The organism is bacterium, from assembly GCA_035371905.1.
GTDB lineage: Bacteria > Ratteibacteria > UBA8468 > B48-G9 > JAFGKM01 > JAMWDI01.
Map to the genome: position 1 here is coordinate 1 of DAORXQ010000150.1, position 3090 is coordinate 3090.

Genomic DNA, 3090 nt, shown 5'->3' on the forward strand with positions numbered 1-3090 from the left:
TTAGATGGTTTCTTTCTATTCCTCTTTCCTTTTCCCAATATTCCAATAAAGAAATAATTTCTTTTCTCATGTTTTCCACCTCTAGTTTAATTTTATTTGATTTGATTTGATATGTCAAGTAATGTTAAACTAAAACATATGAAAAATAAATCAATTTTACTTATTTTACTTTTTGGAATAATAAGTTTATTTGGAGATATCGTTTATGAAGGAGTTAGAAGTATAAGTGGACCATTTCTTGCTTCTATTGGTGCTTCTGCCGTTATTATAGGATTTTTTTCAGGTTTAGGTGAGTTTTTAACATATTTTTTAAGATTTTTTTCTGGTTATATTTCTGACAAAAAAAGGATATACTGGCCATTTACAATAATAGGATACTCTTTAATATGCTGTTTACCTCTACTTGCTTTTACTAAAATCTGGCAAATTGCAGTTATATTACTTTTATTGGAAAGAATAGGAAAAGCAATAAGAACTCCTTCAAGAGATACTTTAATTTCTTTTGCCGGAAAGGATATTGGGTATGGAAAAAGTTTTGGAATTCACGAAGTTTTAGACCAGATTGGCGCAATTTTAGGACCTCTAATTTTTTTCTTTTCCCTTTCAAGATTTAAAAGTTATTCAGTTGGTTTTAAATTCATGTGGGTGCCATCTTTTTTTCTAATCCTAACACTTATTTTTGCAAGGAAAAATTATAATATTATTGTTGAAAAAGAAGAAAAAATTAACTTTTTACAAAAAAATAATCTAAATCAGAATTTTACTTTTTATCTTCTTTTTGTATTTTTTTCTTTATCAGGTCTTATAACTTTTCCGATTATATCATATCATCTGAGTACTAAAAAAATTGTAATTTTTTCCGGTATCCCGGTTTTTTATATTATTGCAATGAGTGTTGATGGAATAGTTGCTTTATTTATTGGTAATTTATATGATAAAATTAAACTTAAAACATTGCTTTTAATTCCTTTTCTAACTATAGTTTTATCTTTTTCTGTGCTTTCTACAAATATCTTTTTTTCTTTAATAGGTATAATAATTTTTGGTGTAATTATAGGATGTCATGAAACAATTTTAAGAGCATCAATAGCAGATATGATTCCTTCTTTTCAAAGGGGTTTTGCTTATGGTATTTTTAATACCATTTATGGAATTGCTCTTTTTATCGGAAGTTGGATAATCGGTTTTTTGTATGGAAAGAATTTTAAACTCATATGGGTTTATGTAATTATAATGGAAATTATTTCTTTTGTTTTTCTGTTTTATCAGATAAAAATAAAAAATGTTGTGGAAAAAGCACGGTAAATTTGAATTGGGAAAAAATAAAGTTGAGATAAGAAGTATAAAATTAAAAGACGAAATAGGTAAGATAAGAAGATTAAGGATTTGTTCAGTATGGAGTAATTTTTCAAAATTTACTAAAATTCCTGGGGAAGGTTGTTTATGTAAAGATGAAAAGGGTTACATTGGTGTGCTTTTAACTGGAAAAAATGGTGCTTATATAAAAGTCGGTAAAAAATTTTTAATATCACAGAATTTAATTGTTCCATTTAATTCAATAAGTAAGACATCTTTAAAAAAACTTTTAAAAGGTTATAATATTGATTTTTTTGAAAATGGGGATGCAATTTATGGATTAGAAAAATGAAGAAAAAACAGATTATTACACCCGATGAAATAATAAATAAAATGAGGGATTTTTGCTTTGAAAAGAAAATAAGCATTTTTCTTGTTGGAGGATATTTAAGAGATAAATTTTTAAAAAAGAAAAGCAAAGATATTGATTTTGTGATGGAAGAAGATGCATTAAAAATTGCAGAAGAGTTTTCAAAAAGATTCAATTTACCCGCACCAGTTTTTTATGGAAGGTTTGGAACAGCAATGATTGAAATAGAAAATATTAAACTTGAATTTGCAACAGCAAGGAAAGAAAGTTATTTTGAAAATTCAAGAAAACCAGTTGTTGAGAAATGTTCCATTTTTGAAGACCTTGCAAGAAGAGATTTTACTATAAATGCTATAGCACAAAATTTAATTACTGGAGAAATTCTTGACCCTTTTGAGGGAAGAAAAGATTTAAAAAATAAAATTATAAGAACCCCAGTAGAACCAGATAAAACATTTTTTGACGACCCTTTAAGAATTTTAAGAGGGATAAGATTCGCTACAAAATTTAAATTTAAAATTGATGAAAAAACATTAGAAGGGATGAAAAAAAACAAAGATAGGATAAAAATCGTCAGTGAGGAGAGAATTGCTGATGAGATAATGAAAATTCTTGAAAGTTCTACTCCTTCTATTGGATTTAAATTAATGGATGAAATTGGACTTCTTGAAACTATTCTTCCAGAAGTAGCAAATTTAAAAGAAAAAAGGACTGACCATCCATGTAAAGAACTTTTTCCCCACACTTTAAAAACTCTTGACAATATTTCTAAATACACAAAAAATGTATATTTGCGACTTGCTGCTTTGCTTCACGATATTGGAAAACCCTATACATTGGCGGTTGAAGATGGAAAAGTTAGTTTTCACAGGCATGAATTTGTAGGAGAAAAAATGGCTTATAATGTTTGTAGAAGGTTAAAAATTGGTGAACCAGAAATAAGATTTATTGGAAGGTTAATAAAATTTCATTTAAGACCTCATTTACTTGCAAAAGAAAATCCATCTGACAGTGCTTTAAGAAGATTTATAAAAGAAATTGGAAAGGATATCAAACCTCTTTTTATTCTTGCAAAAAGTGATTTAACAAGTAGAAATCCTTTGAAAATACAGGAAGCACTGGAACGTCTTGAACGATTGGAAACAAGAATTAAAGAAATTAATAAGAAGGATAAACTTTCTTCTTTTAAACTTGCTATAAATGGTTTTGATATAATGGAAATTTTAAAAATTACACCGGGCAAAAAAGTCGGAATAATTAAAGAATATCTTGAAAATCTTGTAATAGAGGGACAGTTGCCAAATAAAAAAAGAATTTTGCGCAGGTATTTAATTGAAAACGTAGAAAAACTTTTGAATTTAAACGAATAAAATGAGGATAGGTATTGATATTTCATCTATATTATCAAAGAGGAAGACAGGGAT

At 27.2% G+C, this 3090-nt stretch carries 3 protein-coding genes; all 3 read left to right on the top strand.

Annotated elements, in window-relative coordinates; translation table 11 throughout:
• Positions 1–138: 138 nt before the first annotated feature.
• Genes PKV21_09840 through PKV21_09850 form a run of 3 tightly spaced genes read left to right on the top strand, consistent with a single transcriptional unit; the run spans position 139 to position 3036 of the window.
• Positions 139–1305, top strand: a complete 1167-nt coding sequence (locus tag PKV21_09840) for an MFS transporter (protein ID HOM27787.1) — start codon at positions 139–141, stop codon at positions 1303–1305.
• Positions 1283–1648 (top strand): hypothetical protein, encoded by a 366-nt coding sequence (locus tag PKV21_09845; GenBank protein HOM27788.1) that lies wholly within the window; start codon positions 1283–1285, stop codon positions 1646–1648. Before PKV21_09840 ends, PKV21_09845 begins: the two co-directional genes overlap by 23 nt.
• The gene (locus PKV21_09850; protein HOM27789.1) at positions 1645–3036 is read left to right on the top strand and encodes an HD domain-containing protein; all 1392 of its coding nucleotides are present in this window, start codon (positions 1645–1647) and stop codon (positions 3034–3036) included. Before PKV21_09845 ends, PKV21_09850 begins: the two co-directional genes overlap by 4 nt.
• The last annotated feature ends 54 nt before the right edge of the window (positions 3037–3090 follow it).